This is a genomic window from Nocardia neocaledoniensis (genome assembly GCF_003182135.1).
Lineage (GTDB): Bacteria > Actinomycetota > Actinomycetes > Mycobacteriales > Mycobacteriaceae > Nocardia > Nocardia neocaledoniensis.
This window is the reverse complement of sequence record NZ_QGTL01000005.1, coordinates 197408-217148: the sequence shown is the minus strand read 5'-3', so window position 1 is coordinate 217148 and position 19741 is coordinate 197408. Positions and strand designations below refer to the sequence as shown.

The 19741-nt window shown below is 70.8% G+C and carries 20 protein-coding genes; 11 read left to right on the top strand and 9 right to left on the bottom strand.

Annotated elements, in window-relative coordinates; translation table 11 throughout:
• Positions 1-19 precede the first annotated feature (19 nt).
• On the top strand, positions 20-1504 hold the full coding sequence (locus DFR69_RS16465) for an MFS transporter (RefSeq protein WP_110038446.1): 1485 nt from the start codon (positions 20-22) through the stop codon (positions 1502-1504).
• 60 nt (positions 1505-1564) lie between these two features.
• Here DFR69_RS16465 and DFR69_RS16460 read toward each other — a convergent pair whose 3' ends face one another.
• Both DFR69_RS16460 and DFR69_RS16455 read right to left on the bottom strand, forming a co-directional pair.
• Entirely contained in the window at positions 1565-2671 is a 1107-nt protein-coding gene (locus DFR69_RS16460) for a CaiB/BaiF CoA transferase family protein (protein WP_110038445.1), read from the bottom strand.
• Positions 2668-3840 (bottom strand): acyl-CoA dehydrogenase family protein, encoded by a 1173-nt coding sequence (locus DFR69_RS16455; protein WP_110038444.1) that lies wholly within the window; start codon positions 3838-3840, stop codon positions 2668-2670. The genes DFR69_RS16460 and DFR69_RS16455 overlap by 4 nt, the downstream gene beginning before the upstream one ends.
• A gap of 123 nt (positions 3841-3963) precedes the next feature.
• On the opposite strand from DFR69_RS16455, the gene DFR69_RS16450 reads away from it, so the two are divergent.
• Positions 3964-4971 (top strand): LacI family DNA-binding transcriptional regulator, encoded by a 1008-nt coding sequence (locus tag DFR69_RS16450; protein WP_110038443.1) that lies wholly within the window; start codon positions 3964-3966, stop codon positions 4969-4971.
• Positions 4972-4974: 3 nt separating this feature from the next.
• Here the strand turns inward: DFR69_RS16450 and DFR69_RS16445 are convergent, their stop codons facing one another.
• On the bottom strand, positions 4975-5598 hold the full coding sequence (locus DFR69_RS16445) for a TetR/AcrR family transcriptional regulator (protein WP_110038442.1): 624 nt from the start codon (positions 5596-5598) through the stop codon (positions 4975-4977).
• 11 nt (positions 5599-5609) lie between these two features.
• Positions 5610-6146: a hypothetical protein gene (locus DFR69_RS16440; protein WP_186817423.1), complete on the bottom strand. Its 537-nt coding sequence runs from the start codon at positions 6144-6146 to the stop codon at positions 5610-5612.
• 230 nt (positions 6147-6376) lie between these two features.
• Here DFR69_RS16440 and DFR69_RS16435 point away from each other — a divergent pair, with 230 nt between their 5' ends.
• The 4 genes from DFR69_RS16435 to DFR69_RS16420 all read left to right on the top strand — a co-directional run bounded on the left by DFR69_RS16435 (position 6377) and on the right by DFR69_RS16420 (position 9906).
• Positions 6377-7222, top strand: coding sequence for an SGNH/GDSL hydrolase family protein (locus DFR69_RS16435; protein ID WP_110038441.1), 846 nt, complete (start codon positions 6377-6379; stop codon positions 7220-7222).
• A 218-nt stretch (positions 7223-7440) separates the two neighbouring features.
• A complete protein-coding gene (locus tag DFR69_RS16430; protein WP_110038440.1) occupies positions 7441-8181 on the top strand; it encodes a Crp/Fnr family transcriptional regulator in 741 nt (246 codons plus the stop codon).
• A gap of 81 nt (positions 8182-8262) precedes the next feature.
• The gene (locus DFR69_RS16425; protein WP_146229299.1) at positions 8263-9204 is read left to right on the top strand and encodes a hypothetical protein; all 942 of its coding nucleotides are present in this window, start codon (positions 8263-8265) and stop codon (positions 9202-9204) included.
• A gap of 45 nt (positions 9205-9249) precedes the next feature.
• A complete protein-coding gene (locus tag DFR69_RS16420; protein ID WP_110038438.1) occupies positions 9250-9906 on the top strand; it encodes a cyclase family protein in 657 nt (218 codons plus the stop codon).
• A gap of 209 nt (positions 9907-10115) precedes the next feature.
• On the opposite strand, the gene DFR69_RS34490 is transcribed toward DFR69_RS16420, so the two are convergent.
• Entirely contained in the window at positions 10116-10520 is a 405-nt protein-coding gene (locus DFR69_RS34490; protein ID WP_167456282.1) for a hypothetical protein, read from the bottom strand.
• Between the two features lie 16 nt (positions 10521-10536).
• On the opposite strand from DFR69_RS34490, the gene DFR69_RS16415 reads away from it, so the two are divergent.
• Positions 10537-10767: a hypothetical protein gene (locus DFR69_RS16415; RefSeq protein WP_244198294.1), complete on the top strand. Its 231-nt coding sequence runs from the start codon at positions 10537-10539 to the stop codon at positions 10765-10767.
• A 329-nt stretch (positions 10768-11096) separates the two neighbouring features.
• Positions 11097-11480 carry a MarR family winged helix-turn-helix transcriptional regulator gene (locus tag DFR69_RS16410; RefSeq protein WP_244198293.1) on the top strand — a complete coding sequence of 128 codons (384 nt, stop codon included), beginning with the start codon at positions 11097-11099 and terminating at the stop codon, positions 11478-11480.
• Between the two features lie 590 nt (positions 11481-12070).
• Here DFR69_RS16410 and DFR69_RS16405 read toward each other — a convergent pair.
• Positions 12071-12448: a hypothetical protein gene (locus DFR69_RS16405; protein ID WP_167456292.1), complete on the bottom strand. Its 378-nt coding sequence runs from the start codon at positions 12446-12448 to the stop codon at positions 12071-12073.
• Positions 12449-12664: 216 nt separating this feature from the next.
• The gene (locus DFR69_RS16400) at positions 12665-14041 is read right to left on the bottom strand and encodes an FAD-binding oxidoreductase (protein WP_110038639.1); all 1377 of its coding nucleotides are present in this window, start codon (positions 14039-14041) and stop codon (positions 12665-12667) included.
• 154 nt (positions 14042-14195) lie between these two features.
• On the opposite strand from DFR69_RS16400, the gene DFR69_RS35565 reads away from it, so the two are divergent.
• The gene (locus DFR69_RS35565; protein ID WP_167456291.1) at positions 14196-17078 is read left to right on the top strand and encodes an ATP-binding protein; all 2883 of its coding nucleotides are present in this window, start codon (positions 14196-14198) and stop codon (positions 17076-17078) included.
• Here the strand turns inward: DFR69_RS35565 and DFR69_RS16390 are convergent.
• Positions 17075-17371, bottom strand: coding sequence for a DUF4242 domain-containing protein (locus DFR69_RS16390; RefSeq protein WP_110038434.1), 297 nt, complete (start codon positions 17369-17371; stop codon positions 17075-17077). The two genes, DFR69_RS35565 and DFR69_RS16390, sit on opposite strands and share 4 nt — an antisense overlap.
• A 160-nt stretch (positions 17372-17531) precedes the next feature.
• On the opposite strand from DFR69_RS16390, the gene DFR69_RS16385 reads away from it, so the two are divergent.
• Entirely contained in the window at positions 17532-18071 is a 540-nt protein-coding gene (locus tag DFR69_RS16385) for an OsmC family protein (protein ID WP_244198292.1), read from the top strand.
• 29 nt (positions 18072-18100) lie between these two features.
• On the opposite strand, the gene DFR69_RS16380 is transcribed toward DFR69_RS16385, so the two are convergent.
• The gene (locus DFR69_RS16380) at positions 18101-18397 is read right to left on the bottom strand and encodes a hypothetical protein (RefSeq protein WP_110038432.1); all 297 of its coding nucleotides are present in this window, start codon (positions 18395-18397) and stop codon (positions 18101-18103) included.
• Between the two features lie 463 nt (positions 18398-18860).
• On the opposite strand from DFR69_RS16380, the gene DFR69_RS16375 reads away from it, so the two are divergent.
• On the top strand, positions 18861-19730 hold the full coding sequence (locus DFR69_RS16375; RefSeq protein ID WP_110038431.1) for a class I SAM-dependent methyltransferase: 870 nt from the start codon (positions 18861-18863) through the stop codon (positions 19728-19730).
• Positions 19731-19741: the final 11 nt, after the last annotated feature.

Sequence of the window (19741 nt, the reverse complement as noted above, 5' to 3'; positions counted from 1 at the left end):
TTTCGAGAGGTAGCGCCCGATGAGCGAAATCACCGACACCGCAGTGGAACTCACGAAGCCTCCCGGCGACGAACCACCGGGCTCCGGACGGATGACGGGCGGCCAACGGCTCACCCTGGCCGTCCTGCTCGGTGCCCAGTTCATGGTCGCCGTCGACTTTTCGATCCTGACCGTCGCGCTGCCGATCATCGGCGACAGTCTCGGCTTCTCCCTCGCCGACCTGCAATGGATCACCACGGCGTTCGCCCTGGCCTCGGCCGGGTTCATGCTGCTGTTCTCCCGGATCGGCGACCGGATCGGCCGCAGGCGCATCTTCCTCGCCGGAATGGCGCTGCTCGTCGTCGGCTCGCTCGTCGGTGGCCTCGCCGACAGTCCCGCGATCCTCCTGGCCGCCCGCGTCGCGCAGGGTCTCGCGACGGCGGCGGTGATGCCCGCGGCGCTGGCGCTGCTCACCACGTCGTTTCCCGAAGGCCCCCTGCGGAACAAGGCCATCAGCTTCAACGGCGCCCTTCTTTCGCTCGGGTTCGCCGCGGGCGCGCTGATGGGCGGCGTCCTCGCCGACCTGCTGAGCTGGCGGTGGAACTTCTTCGTCAACGTGCCGTTCGGCCTGCTGATCCTGATCTGCGCGCCGGTGGTGTTGCGGCAGAGCCGCGCCGAGTACGCCAAGCGCCTCGATCTGCCCGGCGCGCTGACGGTCACCGCGGGCCTGCTCGCGCTCATCTACGGCCTCACCGGCGCACAGCACAACGGCTGGACCAGTGCCACCACGCTGATCTCGCTGGTACTGGCGCTCGTGCTGCTGGCCGGGTTCATCCTGATCGAACTCCGCGCGCCCGAACCACTGGCACCCCTGCGCGTCCTGTCCCGCAAGACGGTGAAATGGGGCATCCTCGCCGGGTTGCTCACCTTGTCGATGGAAAGCGGGCTCTCGTTCCTGCTGACCATCTACATGCAGCAGGTCCTCGGCCTGTCGGTTCTCGCGACCGGTCTCGCGTTCACCCTGTTGGGCATCGGCGTCTTCCTGGGCGGGATCATCGCGCCGAAGATCATCGCCGGAGTCGGCACCCGCAGCGCGTTGCTGCTCGGCCTGGTCGTGCAGGCCGTCGCGACCGGCGTCCTGCTCGCGATCGGCGAACAGGTCGGCGTCGGCATGGCGATTCTGCTCGTCGGGTCGGCGGTCGGCGGTGTCGGCCACGTCTGGGCGGTCGTCGCCTACACGATCACCGCCACGTCCGCGCTGCCCGACAGCGAGCAGGGCCTGGCCACCGCGCTCACCTCGATGACGCAGCAGATCGGGTTCACCCTCGGTGTTCCGGTTCTCAGCGCCGTCGCGGTCGCCTGGATGGGCCACCTCGGCGACGTGAGCTCGGTCGACACCATTCTGGGTGGCATCCGCTTCGCGATTCTCGTCGACGCCGCCGTCGTCCTGCTCGGCGCCTGGTTGATCGCCCTCTTCCTGAAGCCGGCGGATCTGGCTCCGCCACCGCCCGCCGAACAGCACTGAGGCCGTCGTCGCCGTCCGGGCTCAGCGTCGTGCCCGAGAACGGTGGGCGCACCGTCTCGATCATTCGGGGGTGTGCTGACCCAGCCGCGGTGGTGCGGTGCGGTAGGTGGGCGGTGTCGCGCTGAGGGCGATAGGGTTGGCGACGCTCGCCTGCGGGGGATCGCCGACCGCGACAACCGGTGCCAGGCCGAGGCTTTCGGCCAGTGAGATCGCTTGGGCGAGGTCGTTGACCGGGCCGCAGGGCACTTTCGCGGCGGTGAGCGCGGCGCACCATGCCGCGGCGGTGTCGGCGCGCAGCGCCGGCTCGAGGATCGCTCGCAAGTCGTCGCGGTGCGCGACCCTGGCGCTGTTGGTGGCGAATCGGCTGTCGGTCGCCAGCGCGGGCAGGCCGAGAACCTCGGCGAGACGGGCGAACTGGCGGTCGTTGCCCACCGCGAGCACCAGCGGCCGGTCCTTGGCACCGAACACGTCGTACGGGGCGATGCTCGGGTGCGCATTGCCCATCGCCCGGGGGACCACACCGGCGCCGACGTAGGCCGCGCTCTGATTCGTCAGTGCCGACAGCAGCGAGGAGAGCAGGTTCACCTCCACCCGCTGGCCCTCACCGGTGCGGTCACGGTGCCGTAGTGCGGCGAGAATGCCCAGGGCCGCGTGCAATCCGGTGACGACGTCGACCATCGCGACGCCGACCTTGGTCGGCGTTGCCGGATCCGGCCCGGTCACGCTCATCAAGCCACCCACGGCCTGGATCAGCAGGTCGTAGCCGGGCAGGTCGTTGTCGCGACCGAAGCCGGTGATGGAGCAGTAGACGAGGTCCGGGTTGGCCGCGACCACCTGGTCGTAGCCGAGCCCGAGCTTGTCCATGCCGCCGGGCAGGAAGTTCTCCACGACCACGTCGGCGCGGGCGACCAGGCGCCGCGCGGCGGCCAGATCCTCGGCGTCGGTGAGATCCAGTGCGACGGAACGCTTGTTGCGGTTGACGCTCTGGAAATAGGTGGAGTCGGTGACACCCCACGGCGGTCCCCAGCGGCGGGTGTCGTCACCGGCGCCGGGACGTTCGATCTTGACCACCTCCGCCCCGAGGTCGGCCAGCAGCATCGTCGCGTACGGGCCCGCCAGGACGCGGCCGAAGTCCGCGATGAGCAGTCCGTCGAGCGCCCCGGTCACCGGAACGCCGCTTCCCCGGTCAGCGCCTTGCCGAGGGTGAGCTGATGCACCTCGGACGTGCCCTCGTAGGTGAGCACGGATTCGAGGTTGTTGGCGTGCCGCAGCACCGGGTACTCGAGCGTGATGCCGTTGGCGCCCAAGATGGTTCGGCATTCGCGCGCGATGGCGACGGCCTCGCGCACGCTGTTCAGTTTGCCGGTGCTGATCTGCTCGGGAGTGATCTCCCCACCGTCTTTGAGGCGGCCGAGATGGTAGGCGAGCAGGTGCCCCTTGCCCAGTTCCAGCGCCATGTCGGCGAGCTTGGCCTGGGTGAGCTGGTAGCCCGCCAGCGGCTTGTCGAACACGGTGCGCGAGCGCGCGTAGTCCACCGCGGTCTCGAAGCAGTCCCTGGCGGCGCCCATGGCACCGAAGGCGATGCCGAAGCGCGCTTCGCCGAGGGCGGCCAGCGGTCCGCGCAATCCCTCGGCCTCGGGCAGCATCGCCGAGGCCGGCAGCCTGACTCCGTCGAGGACGAGTTCGGAGGTCACCGAGGCGCGCAGCGACAGCTTGCCGTGGATCTCCGGCGCCGAGAATCCCGGAGTGTCGGTGGGGACCACGAACCCGCGAATGCCCTCGTCGGTCCGCGCCCACACCACCGCGACATCGGCGACGGAGCCGTTGGTGATCCACATCTTGGTGCCGTCGAGGATCCAGTCACCGCCGTCACGCCTGGCCCTGGTCCGCATGCCGCCGGGGTTGGACCCGAAGTCGGGTTCGGTGAGCCCGAAGCACCCGATCGCTGTGCCCGCGGCCATGCGTGGCAGCCACTGCCGCTTCTGCTCCTCACTGCCCCAGTGGTGAATCGAGAACATCGCCAGCGAGCCCTGCACCGAGACCAGGCTGCGGATACCCGAATCGACGGCCTCGAGTTCGAGGCAGGCCAGGCCGTAGGCGGTCGCGCTGGTGCCCGCGCAGCCGTGACCGTCGAGGTGCATGCCGAGTACACCCAGCTCGCCCAGTTCCCGAGCCAGTTCGCGCACGGGAATCCGGGCCGATTCGAACCACTGCGCGATGTGCGGGCGCAGCCGCGTTGCGGCGAATTTCCGGACGGTGTCGCGGATCTCGATCTCGTCCGGGGACAGCAGGGAGTCGAGCGCGAACAGCGTGCTCAGGGCCTGGGGCCGAGTCATGGTACCTCCGGGAATCGCGGTGCCGCGCTGTGCAAGAACGTTTGCGCAAACGTTTGCACTATCGATTGCGTCGACTACGCTAGGTGGCGCCCCGCCGGGGCGTCAAGCCGAAAGGACGACACCGTGCCCCGACCCGCCCGTGCTCCGACGCTCAAGGAGATCGCCGAGCGCGCCGGGGTCCACATCTCGACCGCCTCGCGGGTGCTGCGCCAGGACGAACCCGTGGACGGCTGGTCGGAGTCGGCGCGGCGCGTGCTGGCGGTGGCCACGGAGCTGGGCTATCAGCGCAATGTCTGGGCGGCGAGTCTGCGCACGCGCAAGACCACGACCCTCGGCGTCGTGATGCCGCGCCTGATCGACGGCGTGGTGGCCATGACCTATCAGGGCATCGAGGAGGCGGCGACCCGGGCAGGCTACTCGGTCCTGCTGTCGAGCCCGCCCGATGATCCGGACGCGCAGCGCCGGGCCGCGGAGCTGCTCCTCGGCAGGCAGGTCGACGGCCTGCTGCTGAGCAGCCTGCACACGCCGGGGCGGGCGTTCGTCGATTCCCTTCCCCTCGGCGGGGTTCCGGTCCTCACCGTCACCCGGCACGCCGAGGCCGGACTCCCCTTCGTCGTCGGCGACGACCGGCTCGGCGGCGCGCTGGCGGCGCGGCACCTGCTCGAACGCGGGTACACCGATCTCGCGGTGATCGCCGGGCCCGCGCACGCCACCACGGCCGGGGACCGCGTGCGCGGGTTCCTCGACGCGCTGGCGGCGGCCGGCGCGCCGATCGCGCCGGAGCGCGTGGTGGCGTCGAGCTTCGAGGTCGACGGCGGTGTCCAGGCGGCGCGCACACTGCTCGACCGGCCCGATCGGCCCCGAGCGCTGTTCGCGGTGAGCGACACCCTCGCGATCGGCGTTCTCGGTGTGGCACGGGATCTCGGCCTGTCCGTCCCCGACGAGGTGGCCCTCATCGGCTACAACGACATCCCCGTCGCCGCGCAGCTGCCCGTCGCCCTGACCACCGTCGCCTCCCCCGCCCGCGACATCGGCGCGACCGCGGTGCGTCACCTGCTCGAGCTGGTGAACGGTCGCGAGGCCGAATCCGTGCGTCTGCCGGTCGAACTCGTCGTCCGGGTGACCACCTGAGGTCTATCGGGTTCGAGGTCGCTCGTGCAGCGCGTGGGTGTTGTCGAGGCAACGCGTGACGAACGCGTCATCGATCGGCTCTTCACCGACCAACAATCGGAAATACAAAGGTGCGGACAGGGTTTCGAGGACCTCGCGCGGGTCGACGTGCGCGGGCAGCTCGCCGCGCTCGATCGCCGCGGTGATGATCGGCGCACTCACCTCGAACCGGTGCTGCCAGAACCCGCGGCGGGCGGCGTCCACTTCGGGGTCGGCCGAGAGCGCGAGCGTCGTGCCGACCAGCCGGGCGATGCCCGGGGTCGAGATCAACCGCGAGATCTGTTCGGCGAGCACCCGCAGATCGGACCGGAGAGCGCCCGTGTCGGGTACGGGGTTCCCCGCCGCGGCCAGGTCGGTGATCGCCTCGGCGATCAGCGCCGTCCTGGTGCCCCATCGCCGGTAGATCGTCGTCTCCGCGACGCCGGCCCGCGCGGCCACGTCACCGATCGTCAAACCCTCGATTCCGTGCTCGGTCACCTGCTCGAGGGTGGCCGCCAGGACCGCCGTCCGCACGCGCGCCGACCGTCCCCCGGTCCGCTTGCGCGGCTCGAGGGCCGGCTCACTGTCGTCGCCGCCACGCTGACCCATGGTTCCAGTTTCTACTCGACGGCCCCCGCGGACGCGATCAGCCAGTTGCTGAATTCGCACGCGAGGTGCCACTGGTGCTGACGGATGTTGCGGCGGGGTACCGATGCGGGGAACTGCACTGTCAGCAGGGCTTCGAGCGCGCCGTCACGGTCGCGGAACTGGTGGCGGACGCCGCCGATGGCCAGTCCGTCGTCGAGCAGCGCGGTTCCGGCGATCTGGACCGGGTAGCCGGGATCGACGGGCACCCGGACGTGGTCGGTCCGCGTGTAGTCGACGAGGAACCGGGAGGCGGCCGGGGAGCCGCCGGTGGTCTCGACGACTTCCTGGCGTCCGTCCGGCAGGCCGCGCAGCAGGTAGTGGTCCGGACACGCGGCGTTCATCTCGACCTCGTCGTCGACGACGACGAGGTTGCCGAACCACTCGGCGAACCGCTCCGCGGACAGGCCGGGGACATGGAGCCGGGTGACCGCGAAAGCGACCCGGCCCCGACTCACGGTCACCCCGAGGCGGGTCATGCGCTCCGACACCGCCAGCTCGCGTTTGAGCATGGCATACGTTCCCGCATGTCCCAGTTGGGCTTTCAAGGCGCCCAGTGCGGCACGCCGTTCGTCCAGTGATCCGCCGCGCGCTCGGGAACCGGGCGCACCGGTCATGCACCCCTCGCGGGCATCGTCGAGACGCTACCTAGTCAAGTTCACCAGTGAATCCCGCCTGGACATTGCTGATGACGACGGGTTAACCTCGGTCTTCATATTCAATTAGTTGTCTAGGAGGCAGGGTGCGTCATCCGTTTTCGACCGCAGCGGAGCCCAGCGGTGTCGACGCCTCGAGCGCACGGTTCTCCCGCTACGTCGCCCTCGGCGACAGCCAGACCGAGGGCGTCGGGGACGGCGACGACAGCACCGGAGTGGTCGGGCTGGCCGATCGCCTCGCCGAAACCATGGCCAGGACCCGTCCCGGGCTGCTGTACGCGAACCTGGCGGTGCGCGGCAAACTCGCCGGGCAGGTGCGCGAAGAACAGCTCGCGGCCGCACTGACGCTGCGACCCGATGTCGCCACGGTGATCGCCGGGGTCAACGACCTCCTGCGCCCCCGGTTCGACCCGGCTTCGGTGGGCGCCCACCTCGACGCGATGTTCGCGGCGCTGACCGGTCAGGGCGCCGTCGTGGCGACGGTGACCGTCCCCGACCTGAGCCGGGTGATCCCGGTGGCTCGCCCGCTGAGCGGGCGCATCGCCGCGCTCAACGAGGTGATCTGTCAGCAGGCGGAGCGCCACGGAGTGCTGGTCGCTCGCGTCGGTGACCATCCGGTGGCCACCGATCCCCGGCTGTGGGCCCGGGATCGTCTGCACTGCGGCCCGTTGGGGCACCAACGCATCGCCGCTGCGCTCGCCGAAGTGCTGGGGCTTCCCGGATCGGACAGCTCCTGGGCCACGGAGCTGCCCGCGCGCACGCCCGCACCGGGTCCGATGACCGCTGTCGCCACGGAATGGCGTTGGGCGCGAGGGTTTCTCGGGCCGTGGCTGCTTCGCCGCCTCACCGGCAGGTCCTCCGGCGACGGCCGGGTCGCCAAACGACCACAGTTGACGCCGGTCGTCCCCGCCGAGGCCGCGCCGGCCCCCTGAGCCGACCGGCCACCCGTCCGCGTCGCGGCGAACCACACGACGCGGGCGGCACCGTCGTCCACCGGCCCGGATCGCCCCTGGCTCGACTGCCCCACCGCGCGATCATCATCCGGCCGAACCGGACCGACCTCGGCCGCCTGCCGGCCCGAGGGGCTGGCCGAACGGAGGATAATCGGCATCGGGAGGGCGGATCGCGCGCACCACGAGGAGCAGGCGACATGCACAGTCACCGCACGTTCTCACACTTGCTGCAGGCGATGGGCGAGGAGTCCTTCGACGACGACCGCGTGCGGCACGCGGCCTGGGTCGCGCGGTGCGTCGGTCGCGGCGCCACCGCTCCGCTGGGGCCCGGTGACCTCACCGCGCTGTCCGAGTGGCTCACCCCGCACGTGCTGCCCGCCGGAACCGTCGTGTTCGCCGCGGAGACGCCGGCCAACGGGGTCTGGATCGTGCGCCGGGGACAGCTCGAACTCTCCGTCGGGTCCGACAGCGAGCGCGCCGTGGTCGGGGTGCTGTGCCCTGGAGACGTGGACGGCGACATCGCGCTGCTGCTGGCGACGCCGCCGCCCTACACCGCGCGCACCCGCACCGACGCGGAGTGCCTGTTCCTGTCGCCGCGTGACTTCGACACGCTCATGACCAGCCACCCGGCTGTCGCGCGCCGCTGGCTCACCAGCGTGACCCAGCGGCTCTCCCTCGGGCGGGACCGGCTGATCGCCGGCCTCGGCAGCCCGCTGCCGGTGCGGGTGGCTCAGCTGCTGCTCGACGAGGCCGTCGACGGATCGGTGCGGCCGACCCCGCGTACGCTCGCGGCCATGCTCGGCGCGCGGCGCCCGGAGCTGCACAAGGTGCTCGAGGAGTTCGAACGACACGGCCTGATCAGGGCCGATGCCGACAGCATCGCGATCACGGACGCCGACGGGCTGCGGCAGCTCACCGCGAAGGCGCTCAGCCGCTGACTTCCCGCGGCGTAACGCGGGCGGCGCCGGATCCGACCGCAATGGTGTGAGCTGGGCTGTCGAGGACGGGACGGAGGGCGCGTGAGAGCCGGTCGGATCAGACGAACCGCCGTGGTCGCCGGGGCCACGGGGGTCCTCGGGCTCCTCGGCTACGGCGGGTTCGCGGCCGCGCAGCCCAGCACCGTAACCGGCGAAAAGATCGCCGTCGCCGGCGCGGACAGTGCCACCGAGGTGCCCGGTCACGCCGGGTTCGGCGGTGCCGCGCGGTTCGTCGCGGCGCCGGGAGATCACGGCAACGGCGGGAACAACGGGAATTCGGACCCGGGCAGCGGGAACGGCAACCAGGGCAACGGCGGCGGCAACGGCAACCAGGGCAACCAGAACCCGGGCAGCGGAAACGGCAACCAAGGCAACGGCGGCGGCAACGGCAACCAGGGCAACCAGAACCCCGGCAGCGGAAACGGCAACCAAGGCAACGACGGCGGCAACCAAGGCAACAACGGCAACCAGAACCCCGGCAGCGGAAACGGCAACCAAGGCAACGGCGGCGGCAACCAAGGCACCCCTGGAAATCCTGGCGACAATCCGAACCCCGGCACGGCCCCTGCCCCGCAACCCGCGCCAGAAGCGCCCGCCCGACCCGAGCCGGAGACCACTCAGCCGGACACCGCAGGGCCCGGCGGCGGACCGGGTGACGGCGCGCCCGGTGGTGGCGGCTTCGCCCCGTCCCCCGGGTCCGCTCCCGCAGACTCTCCTGGGGCACCCGCGCCCGGCGCGCCGGGCGCTCCACCGGCCGCACCCGCGCCGGCACCCGCGGGCGGGGCACCGGCGCCCTCGCACGATGTCGCGCCCACCAGCGACACCGGCCTCCTCCCCGAGCCGAAGCTGCTGTCGGTGATCGGCGGTCTGCTCGCGCTCGGCCTCGCCGGGGGCGGATCGGCGGCGGTCAGTTTCCAGGGCGCAGCGCAGGCCCAGGCCCGCGTCGATGCCGCCCGCGCCGAGTTCTTCGGCCCGCGCGCGTGATCCCCGTGAACACAGCCCACGGGCGGCGCCTCATATCCTGACGGAGTGCGCCTGATTGATCTGACCCGGCCGATCCACACCGGCATGCCCGTGTTCCCGGGTGATCCCGAGGTGCGGCTGGAACCGGCGCTGCGGGTCGCGGTGGACGGCGTGAACGTGCTGCGCCTGCATCTCGGTTCGCAATCCGGGACCCATGTCGACGCCCCGGCCCACCTCGACGACAGCCTGCCCGCCATCGACGAACTGCCGCTCGATCGCTTCGTCGGGCCCGCGCGGATCGTGGACGCCCGCTCGGTGCCCGCGCGCGCCGCGATCGGGCCCGGGCTGTTCGACATCGACCTGACACCCGGCACGATCGTGCTGATCGCCACCGGATGGTCGTCGAAGTGGGCGACGGCGGACCACCTCGCCCACCCCTACCTGCACCCGGATGCCGCGCAACTGCTGGTGGACAACGGTATTCGGACCATCGGCATCGACGCTGCGAGCATCGACCCGTCCGAGGCCGACGATCTCGGCCTGCCCGCACACCGGATCCTGTGCGGTGCGCACGCGGTGATCGCCGAGAACCTCACCGCACTCGACGAATTGGTGGCCGCGCAGGCGGCGGGCGAACCGATCGAGGTGTCCCTGTTCCCGCTGCCGTTGCGCGGCGGGGACGGCGCGCCGATCCGGGCGGTGGCCCGGATCGGGCCACGCTGAGCCGGCGCTCGATGACACCCGCCGGTCACCGTCCACCGATTTCGCGGTCCTGATGTCATCGGAAAAGTCTTTCCGGAATTAACTATTCGTCGTAGATAATTAATAGTGACTAGTGATATTTTCACCCTGCACAATTTACGATTTCGACCACGGAAAGATACAGGCACGCTATATTTTCTGAACACCCCATTTTGCGGTTCGACAACCCGTCACACCGCTGCTCGATAATTTCTGGAGATCGCCATGAGATCGACCTCTTCCCTGTTCCGCGCCGGCTTTCTCGCGCCGGTGGCCGTCGCTACCGTCTTCTGTCTGGCCGCGCCGGTGAATGCCGCGCCCGTCAGCGTGAACTGGAGCTGTCGGGGCACCGTCCTCGGCATCGGCCAGACCTCGAGCATGAACACCACCGTCACCGGCACCGCGCCGGCGTCGGCGGCCTCGGGTTCCGCGGTGGCCATCACCATCACGCCCGGCGCCTCGTCGGTGCCCAGTTCCGCCTCGGGTTTCACCGTGAACAACATCAGCAATCTGAAGATGACCATTCCGACGCCGGCGAATTCGACGCTGGTCTCGGCGACGGCATCGGGCGGCACCGTCGCGGGCAGCGTCTCCACCTCGGGTGGGAACGTCGTGCTGACCGTGCCGGGTCCGATCGCGGGCGGCACCAGCTTCACCCCGCCCGCGGTGACCATCAATGTCACCGCAGGCGCCGCGGGCACGTCGATCACCAGCAAGTACGCGGGCACGAGCTACACCAGTCCCGGCATGACGATGACGACCAACGTCTCCTTCGTCGGCAATGTCGCGACCTCGTGTTACCCGAACCCGTCGCCGACGCTCACCACGACGACGGTCACCTAGGTCCGCCGTGAGCGGCGCGGCGCGCTGATCGCCGACCGTCCGCGGTGGATCGGACCGGGTCGCTCCGGCGGCCCGGTCCGCTCGCCGCCCGGGCGACCATCATTCCGACAATGGTTGCCCCACTTGAGGTTTGAGCCCGAAATGCGCAGCATCGCGCCGACCACGTGTCGTACAGTGCATGTCCTTCAGGTTTCAAGTGATCGATGGGAAAGCCTGTGTGCCCGACGACAAGCGAACCCGCCCGGATCTCGGTGCAGCTCAAGCGAGCGCTGGAGTTCTATCACGGAACCGTCGAAGATCTGTCCCGCGAAATGATCAGAGTGCTCGGCGTGAACGAAACCGATCGCCGCGCACTGGAGATCGTCCTGCTCGAGAACGAGCAGCCGACGACGCCGGGAAGGCTGGCCGAACGGCTCGACCTCACCGCGGCGGGCGTCACGGTCATGCTCAACCGGCTGGAGAAGCAGGGCTACATCACCCGCTCGCTGCACCCGACGGATCGCCGCCGGGTGATCGTGATGGCCACCGAACTCGCGGCCCATCGTATTCAGGAACTCGTCGTGCCCATGATCGTCGAGAGCTACAAGATGTTGCTCACCTATTACGACGCCGCCGAACTCGAAATAATCGCCGACTTTCTCACTCGCGCGGGCGAACTGCAAAAAATCCATCGCGAACGACTACGCGACGTGGATCCCTATCCGAGACCGTGAGACCGGCCTGCCCACGGTCGCCACAATTCCCGGGAGAAAGCAGGAGTTTGGATGCGCACCGTCGACAACAGCGAAGAACAAGCGTCCGGACGTTTCCCGCGACAGCTGTCGCGCGCGGGTGTCACCGCCGCCCTGGTGACCACGGCGATCGGGCTGGCGATCCTGGTCGGGGCGGATACGAGCCCGCCGTCGCGGGCGAACGGCACCGAGACGTTCTCCGGCGCCCCCGTCCATGATTCCGAATTCCCCACTGCTCCCGTCGAGCCCGCAGCGGCGGACCCGACCGCGCCCGCTGACGATCCGGGGGCTGAGTTCCCGCCGGGTGAAGTGGCCGCTCCCGGAGAAGAACCGCCACCGGTCGGGGCACCCGTTCCCGCCGAGGGCCCGTCGCCGGGCGACGCGACCGATCCAGCCGAGGCACCGGCTTCGAGCGAAATGGCGAGCACCGAAACGTCCCAGTCGACTGTCGAGCCGACGAACACGGCGACCGCGACGGACGAGACGACCCCCGTCCCGACGGAGAGCCCCACGGAGACCTCCACGGGCATGTCGATCAGCGCGAGTTTCTCTGCCACGGCGAGCCTTTCGATTCAGAGCCCACCCACCGCGCAGGCCCCGGATCCCCCGGGCCCGACCTCGACGGTGTCCGTCACGGTGCCACCGACAGCCACGGTGACCGCCGATCCGAGCACGGTTACAGCGTCGGCGCCCCCGTCGACCAGCACCGTCCCGTCCGCCGACCCGACGACTCCGCCACCGAACACCACGACGACCACACCGCGGTCGACCACGACACCCCGGCCGCCGACGACCTCTCCCTCGGTTCCGACGACGACCACACCGCCGACGAGAACCGCGCGCCCCACCACAACGACCGCGTCCCCGACCCCCACGACGACCACACCGTCACCGACGACGACCGCGCTCCCCACCACGACCACCACCGCGTCCCCGACCCGGACGACCACGCCCCCGCGAGCGACACCGCCGTCCCGTCCAACACCGTCGATCGCGCACCCCCCGACCTCGTCACGGCAGAGAACGCCCCTGCGCTAGCCCCTGTCAGGCTTCCTGCCGGGTGATCGCGAGCAACGATCTCCCGGATCGTGATCGTCCGCGGTTGCCGGTACGCGCAGGCGACGGCTTCGGCGACAACCGCCGGCAGCCTCCTCCCCGACGGGGGCCTACCCGGCGGGGACGATGTTCTGGTTGAGGTGGAAGAGGTTGGCGGGGTCGTAGGTCTTCTTGATCGCCGCGACGCGGTCGTAGTTCGGGCCGTAGTTGGCGCGGATGCGGTTCTGGTCGTCGGCGGCCATGAAGTTGATGTAGCCGCCGTCGGCGGTGTGCGGTTCGAGCGCCGCGTAGTAGTCGCGCACCCACTTGGTGTGGGATTCGTTGTCGAGTGGATCCGGCCACATGCCGGCGATGACGGGGGCGAAGTTCGCGGTGCGGTAGGCGAACGCGGTGGCGTCCACCGCGACGTCGTGCACGGCGCCGTCGATCGGATAGAGGTGCATGGTGGACTGCACGGTGGGGACCCGGGGACCGAACGCGAGATGGGCGGCGAGGGCGCCGTCGGTGAGCTCGGGCTGGAACGCCGCCTTCCAGTAGTGCTGCAGGCCGGCGGGAAGCAGCCCGTCGAACGCGCTGTTCAGGGCCGGGTAGGGCATCCGGCCGACGTGCTCGGCGACCGGCGCCGCGACCGCGCGCAACTGCGCGAGCAGCGCTTCGCCCTCCTCGTCGCTGCCGTTGAAGCACGAGACGACGAGCAGGAAGGGCTCACCGACCCGGTCCTCGGGGATGAACGGCAGCGGTGGGGCGATCTGGAAGGCAGGGAAGGCGCCCATGGCGCGGGGGGCCGCGGCGATCCAGTCGCGGTAGGTCCGCAGCAGCTCTTCGGCGGCGTCGAGTTCGAAGAACAGGGGTCCGCCGTAGATGGTGTCCACCGGGTGCAGGTCGAACTCCATCTCGGTGACCACCCCGAAATTGCCGCCGCCTCCGCGCAGGGCCCAGAACAGTTCGGGGTGTTCGGTCGCGCTCGCGGTCACGAAGGTGCCGTCGGCCAGGACCACGTCGGCGGAACGGAGGTTGTCGATGGAGAGCCCGTGGGCGCGGGCGAGGTAGCCGATGCCGCCGCCGAGGGTCAGGCCGGTCACGCCCGTGGTCGAGATGATGCCGCCGGTGGTGGCGAGGCCGAAGGTGTGCGCGGCGTGGTCGAAGTCGCCCCAGGTGCAGCCGCCCTGGACGCGGGCGATCCGTCGCTCGGGATCGATGCGGATGCCTTTCATCGCGCCGAGGTCCAGAACGATGCCGTCGTCGACGGTGCCGAAGCCGGGCACGCTGTGCGCGCCGGCGCGGACGGCGAGGTCGAGTCCGCTCTCCCTGGCGGCGCCGACGGCGGTGCGCACGTCGGCGACGTCGACCGCGCCGACGACGGCGAGCGGGGTGCGGTCGATCATCCCGTTGTAGACCGCGCGGGCCTGGTCGTAGCCGGGTGAGCGCGCCGTGATCACCTCCCCGCGGACCGCTTCGAGCATGGTCAGTGCCGGTGTGCCGTTCATCTCTGCTCCCTGGTGTCCTCGTCTGGCTGCGTCACCTGGGACGCTACGGAGCGCCGGCGCCGCGCGCCTGACCTGTTCTGATCGAATCGGCGCAGGTGACAGGGGGTCAGATCGGACTATCTCGGTGGTCGACGAATCCGGCTATGGTCGAGAAGTGACGACATCGGCGACGCCGAGCAGCGGCACGACCTTCGTCGGCCGCCGTGCGGAGGTCGCGCGGCTCGAGGCCGTCTGGGCCGCGGTCGAGGGCGACCGGCGGCAGGTCGTGTTCGTGGGCGGCGAGCCGGGGGTCGGCAAGACCCGGTTGGTGACCGAGGCGGCCGCCGCACTGCGCGCGCACGGCGCCACGGTGCTCGGCGGCGCGTGCCGCCAGGATCTCGACATCCCCTACCGGCCCTTCGTCGCGATCCTCGAGCAGGCGATCGAGCAGACCCCGCCGGACGTGCTGCGCGCGATCGCGCCGGCGGCGGCCGCGCCGCTGCTGCGGCTCACGCCCGATGTGTCGCGGTATTGGCCGTCGGCCCAACCGGTTCCGGACGACCGGGACTCCCGGCCCGCCCTCTTCGACGCCCTCCTGCGGGTGTTGCTGGCGATCGCCGAGCGCTCCGCCCTGGTGCTGGTGCTCGAGGATCTGCACTGGGCGTCGGAGCCGACGCTGGCGATGCTGACCCACCTGGTCGAGTCCACGGCCGGCGAGCGGCTGCTCGTGCTGGCGACCCTGCGGACCACCGCGCCCGACCGCACGGACGCGGTCGGCTTCGCCCTCGCCGATCTGCACCGGCTCGACGGTGTCGCTCGGATCGACCTGGTCGGGCTCAGTACCGAGGAGGTGGCCGAGTACCTGGTCCGGGCGGCCGGGGTGCCGCCAGGGGCGGCGCGCTCGGCGGCGCCGGTGCTACGTGATCACACCGGCGGCAATCCGTTCTTCCTCCGGGAGTACTGGCACGACCTGGCGACCCGCGGCGGCCTGGACGCGGTGCGATCCGGTGGCGCCGCACCGCGATCGGTGCAGGACGCGCTGGCCCGGCGGCTCGCGGCCTTCGAGGTCGAGCACGCGCGGGTGATCGAATTGGCCGCGGTCGCCGGGGATTCCGTCGACCCCGAACTGCTCGCCGACGGCCGCGACTCGGCCACGGTCCTGGCGGGCATCGACTTCGGCGTGCGCGCCGGACTGCTCGTCACCGGCGCCGCGGACGGCGAGTACCGCTTCGCGCACGCGCTGGCGCGCCAGGCCGTGCTCGACCGGATGTCGGCGGGTGAGCTCGCGGCCGCCCACGCGCGGGTGGCGCTGGCGATCGAACAGCGCGATCCCACGCGGGTGGCGGCGCTGGCGCATCACTTCTTCCGGGCCCGTGCCCTCGGCTACGCGGACAAGGCGGTCCACTACCTCGTGCTCGCCGCTCGTCAGGCCGAGCGGGGCATCGCCCACCGCGAAGCGGCGGCGCTCTACGAACGCGCCGCGCAGGCGCACGCCGGACACGGACCGACCAGGGTGGAGCTCCTCTCGGCGGCGGCGCGCTGCCACCTCCACGGCGGCGACTTCCCGACCGCCCGTCGGCTCTACGAGGAACTCGCCACCGACAGCGACCCGCGTGTCCGGCTGACCGCCGCGATCGGGCACGAGAACGCCTCGTGGCGGCCCTCGGCGAGCGGCAGGCGCACGCTGGCCCTGCTGAGCGAGGCGCTGCGGGCCGCGGCGCTCGACCTCGACGATCCACTGTCGGTACGCGCGCACGCGAGCATGGGGCGGGCGGCGTCGTTCACCGGCGACGCCGCCCGGGCACGCCGGATCGGGGACGACGCGCTGGCACGGGCCAGGGCGCTCGGCGATCCCGAGCTGCTCGCGCACGCCCTGTGCACCACGCTGTGGCAGGGCATCCGCCCCGACCTGGCACCCGAGCTGCTGGCCAGGGCCATCGAGCTCAACGCACTCGGCTCGCGCCTCGGCGACGACGACTACCGGGGTCCGGCCGCCTTTCACCGCGCGGTGTTCGCCTACCTGCTCGGTGACGAGCCGACCTGGACCAGCGCGCAGCGCGATCTGACCGAACTGGCGCTGACCAGGGGGCAGCCGTTCTTCCGGTACGTCTCCGGATGCTCGCGCTGCGCGCACCGGTTCGCGGTCGGTGACTTCGCGGGCGCCGAGCGGATCAGCGACTGGCTCGACGACCAGTTCACCCACGAGTTCGGCGGCGCCACCGAGGGCTCGTGGGGGGTGCAGCAGTTCATGCTCCGGCGGGTCACCGGCGGGCTCGACCAGATTCGCTCGCTCATCACCGGGCAGGAGAGCTTCGACGAGCACTGGCTGCCGGGCCTGTTGGCCCTGTACACGGAACTGCAGATGTGGCAGCCCGCCGAGCGGCTGCTGACCCACCTGTGCGATCGGCTCGGCGATCACCGGTTCGGCGCGCAATGGGCGGGGGTGCTGGCCTTCGCCGCGGAGGCCGCGGTCCGGCTCGACGACACCGCGGTGGCGGCGACCCTGCGCCCGCTGGTGGCCGAGTACACCGGGGCCAATCTGATGGCGGGTGCCAGCGTCGCGGTGTTCGGCAGCGCGGATCGCTATGTCGCCGAGCTCGACTCCGTGCTCGGTCTGCCGAGCGCCGACACGCATTTCGAACGCGCGCTCGCGATGGACCGCCGGATGGGCGCGGTGACCCACCAGGCCGAGACCTTGGCGGCCTGGTACCGGCACCGGGTCCGCCGCTCGGACGCCGGGCCCGGCCCCGCCGCCGTCGACCTGGCCACCGAGGCCCGCGCGCTGGCACGGCGGATCGGGCATCGCCGCATCCTGCGGGAGCTGGACGCGGACCCGGCGCCGCGCGTGGAGCGCTCCTGTCTACCGAACGGCCTGACCGATCGTGAGGTGGAGGTGCTCCGGCTGGTCGCCGACGGGCTGTCCAACCGCGAGATCGGCGAGCGCTTGTTCATCAGCGCCAACACCGCCGCCAATCATGTGCGCAGCATCCTGATCAAGACCGCCGCCCCCAATCGCACCAGGGCCGCGATCTTCGCGGCCGAGCACGGACTGCTCTAGCCGGCGGCCAGCCCGTCCGCCGCCGACACGGGCGCGAAGGCGCCGTCCGGCGAGATCGTGCCGGACAGTTCCATGATGGCGTCGGCCGGGATGCCGGCCCGGACCGCGGCGGCGCGGATCGCGTCGACGTTGTCGGCCTCGTAGAGACAGAACGTCTTGCGTTTGTCCAGGGACAGGAAGGAACTGAGCCAGCGCACGCCGAACTCGTCGTTGATCCGGTTGATCTCCGCGGCGGTCTCCGGGGCCACCTCGAGCTGTTCGGCGAACTGCCGCTCCACCATGAATACCGGCATCGCAACGCCCTTTGATCGTGCTCGGGCGGCCGTGTGGTGCACCGGCCCGAACGGTGGTCCCGACCTCGATCTCACGGTACCAAGGCGTGCCCTCGGTGTTCAACGGTCGGCGACGCGCACGGGACTGTGCGGGACCCGCGCGGCGGCCTACGCTGCAGAGGTGACCACTGCGGCGGAGTTGAGAGCTCAGCAGGCTTCGGTGAAGCAGCGTTACCGGGACGATCCGGCCGCCGCGATCACGCCGCTGCGCGGGGTGGGCTCCTTCGCCGATCCCGGCATCACCTGCACGGTGCGCACGTTCGCCGGTCCGGTGCGCGCGGGTCTGCATCCGGCCACCGGCGGCGACGGTTCCGCCGCCTGCTCGGGCGACATGTTGCTCGAGGCGCTGGCGGCCTGCGCCGGCGTGACCTGCCGCAGCGTCGCCACCGCGATGGCGCTGCCGATCACCGGCGCCGAGGTGGTGGCGCTCGGGTCCTTCGACGCCACCGGCACCCTCGGCATCGACCGCACGGCCGAGGTCGGCGTCTCGCCGATCACGGTGACGATCACCGTCACCACCTCGACCGACGTGGACCCCGCGGCCTTCACGAAACTCGCCGAGCTCACCGAGCGGTACTGCGTCGTCGGCCGCAGCCTGCGCCACGCTCCGGTGATCCGCGTGGTGCGCGCCGAACAGCTGTCTCCCGCGGGTGACGAGTAGGCCGGGATCCGGCACGAGATCGGCCTCGCTCAGTCGGCGACGTCGATGTCGAGGTACCGGGCGGGCAGCCGGATCACCGTCCACGCCGCCAGTGCGATGGTGAACAGCACGTGCAGCAGGTACGCGGTGCAGACGGGGATGATGCCGTAGTCGGTCATCCATTCGCCGAGGGGGATCAGGGCGACCAGGTCGGCCCCGAGCATCAGGATCGACAGCAACAGGGCGGGCGCGGTCCAGGGTGGGGGTTCGTCGCGCTCCTCACCCTGCGGTTCCGCGGACGGAGCGTCGGTCGTAGCGGCGGTGACGGGGTGCGCGTCGGTGACCATCGGAATCCTCGAGGTTTCGGTGTCCAGCTGTCCGGACGGTGACGACTCCGGGTGCGTACGCGGCCGGAGCTGTTCCGCTCGTCTCGTGTTCGGCGCCGACCCGCCGCCCGGATCTGCCCGCACTCCGAAAATCTCGATATCCGCAAACCTCCGGCAATGTTTGCCGAGCCCGACAAGGGGTGGCCGCGACCATCGTTCGACGGCACGACGTCGGCCCGGATCGGTCGCCAGGCGATCTCGCTGCGCCGCGCCGCCGCCGGTTTGCTGTCGTCGTCGATACCGCGTCAGCAAACGCAGCCATGCGAGATCGCCGGACACCGTCAGGACCGGCGACTCCTTTCGGCACGTCGGCACAGGCTCTGCCACAGCAGCTTTCGAGACGCAGCCGGTCTCCCGCCCGCACTCGGACCGCGCCGAACCGGACCGACGGGCATCGTTTCCCACGCTGTGCGAGACTGCACTGATGGCCGAGACCGTTGATCTTGTTTCGAACGTTTCCGACACCGCCCGCTGGGTGGCTGCCTTCCGCGCGGTCGAATCTGCCCGTCCCGACGCACTTTTCCACGATCCGCTCGCCGACCGGGTCGCCGGCGAGCGGGGCCGCGCCATCGCCGCCGGTACGCCTCGCCTGATGCACAACGGCTGGAATCTGGTCACCCGCACCAAACTCATCGACGACCTGATCACGAAGTCCGTCGAGCAGGGCTGCGACCGGGTGCTCAACCTGGCCGCCGGCATGGACACCCGACCGTACCGGCTGGATCTGCCCGCCGAATTCCCCTGGGTGGAAGGCGATCTCCCGGCCTTGGTCGCGGAGAAGAACGAACTGCTGGCCGGGGAGTCGCCCCGCTGCGCACTGACCCGCACGGCCGTGGATCTGGCCGATCCCGCGGCCCGCGACGCGTTTCTCGACGAAGCGCTCGCCGGGGCGCAGCGCGCGCTCGTGCTCACCGAGGGCCTGGTCTACTACCTCACCGAAGACAATGTCAGCGGCTTGGCCGCCGCCTTGGCTCGCCCCGAAATCGGCTGGTGGACACTCGATGTCAACAACCAGGCGCTGGTGCGGCGGATGAACAAGGCCACCTCCGACCTGCTCGCCAACGCGCCGTGGCATTTCGGTCCGGTCGATCCGCTGCGCTTCTTCGCCGACCTGGGCTGGGCCGCCGACGACGTGGAGGTGCTGGTCGCGGCCGCGCACCGGTTCCACCGGCTGCCCTGGTTCATGAAGCCGGTGACGCTGTTCCCGCAGCCGGATCCCCGCAAGCCGCTGCGCAGCACGTGGAAGCCGTGGAGTTCGGTGGTGCGGCTCAGCCACGCCGCGGCCAGCCGCTGATTCACGAGCTC

What these genes read in the sequence shown, in the direction of transcription:
- DFR69_RS16465 (WP_110038446.1), top strand. Translation starts at nt 20, where the DNA reads ATGAGCGAAATCACCGACACCGCAGTGGAACTCACGAAGCCTCCCGGC.
- DFR69_RS16440 (WP_186817423.1), bottom strand. Translation starts at nt 6,146, where the DNA reads ATGCTCAAACGCGAGCTGGCGGTGTCGGAGCGCATGACCCGCCTCGGG.
- DFR69_RS16380 (WP_110038432.1), bottom strand. Translation starts at nt 18,397, where the DNA reads ATGGTCACCGACGCGCACCCCGTCACCGCCGCTACGACCGACGCTCCG.
- DFR69_RS16455 (WP_110038444.1), bottom strand. Translation starts at nt 3,840, where the DNA reads ATGACTCGGCCCCAGGCCCTGAGCACGCTGTTCGCGCTCGACTCCCTG.
- DFR69_RS16430 (WP_110038440.1), top strand. Translation starts at nt 7,441, where the DNA reads ATGCACAGTCACCGCACGTTCTCACACTTGCTGCAGGCGATGGGCGAG.
- DFR69_RS16390 (WP_110038434.1), bottom strand. Translation starts at nt 17,371, where the DNA reads ATGCCGGTATTCATGGTGGAGCGGCAGTTCGCCGAACAGCTCGAGGTG.
- DFR69_RS16445 (WP_110038442.1), bottom strand. Translation starts at nt 5,598, where the DNA reads ATGGGTCAGCGTGGCGGCGACGACAGTGAGCCGGCCCTCGAGCCGCGC.
- DFR69_RS16375 (WP_110038431.1), top strand. Translation starts at nt 18,861, where the DNA reads ATGGCCGAGACCGTTGATCTTGTTTCGAACGTTTCCGACACCGCCCGC.
- DFR69_RS16400 (WP_110038639.1), bottom strand. Translation starts at nt 14,041, where the DNA reads ATGAACGGCACACCGGCACTGACCATGCTCGAAGCGGTCCGCGGGGAG.